Raw genomic sequence first — 773 nt, 5'->3', positions numbered from 1 at the left:
TTCACCACATGGGAAACGGTAGAGACGGACACCCCCGCCGCCTTCGCCACATCGGTGATCGTTACCATCGGACCCCTCCGCCCCAGGGTTCCTTGCAGGTCAGTTGCATGCCGATCATCGCCTTGTCTCCCTCCTCTCTGCTGCAAGAAAGCATAACCCATTGATTTAAGAATGACATCGCCGCTCGTCGGGGAAGGTCTCCAGGCCAGTCCCCTTGGGGAGCGGCCGTCCTGTCCATGCCTCCTGAGCCGTTTCGACCACGAAATCATACCTTGGAGCATGAAGAAAAACGATTGCGCAAACGTTTTTCTTGGGCTAGGTTGGCAACAACACAATCAGACAACGCCAGGATGACTGCTGTGACTGTTGCACACCTGAACCAACCCCATGACGATGCACCGGCCGCCGACGTGGTCGTCGTCGGCAGCCTGAACATGGACCTGGTGGTCCGCACCCCCCGCCATCCCGGCCCGGGCGAGACCCTGACCGGCCATGACCTGACCACCACGCCGGGCGGCAAGGGCGCCAACCAGGCCGTGGCGGCCGCCCGGCTGGGCGCCGCCACCGCGATGATCGGCTGCGTCGGCGACGATGACCACGGCCGCACCCTGCTCGACGGCCTCGCCCGCGAGGGCATCCACCACCGCCAGGTGGGGCGCAGCCGGACCCGACCCACCGGGGTCGCCATGATCCAGGTCGACGATGCCAGCGAGAATCGCATCGTGGTGATCCCCGGCAGCAATGCCGAGCTCGCCCCGGCGGATATCGAGCGC

1 protein-coding gene is annotated in these 773 nt (G+C 64.8%); it reads left to right on the top strand.

Translation table 11 applies throughout. From position 1 onward, the window contains the following. Positions 1-359: 359 nt before the first annotated feature. On the top strand, positions 360-773 hold a 414-nt coding region (locus J5F18_RS03135), incomplete at its 3' end, for a PfkB family carbohydrate kinase (protein ID WP_346300892.1).

This window comes from Halomonas sp. BM-2019 (assembly GCF_017584085.1).
This window is presented reverse-complemented; position numbering and strand designations above follow the sequence as displayed.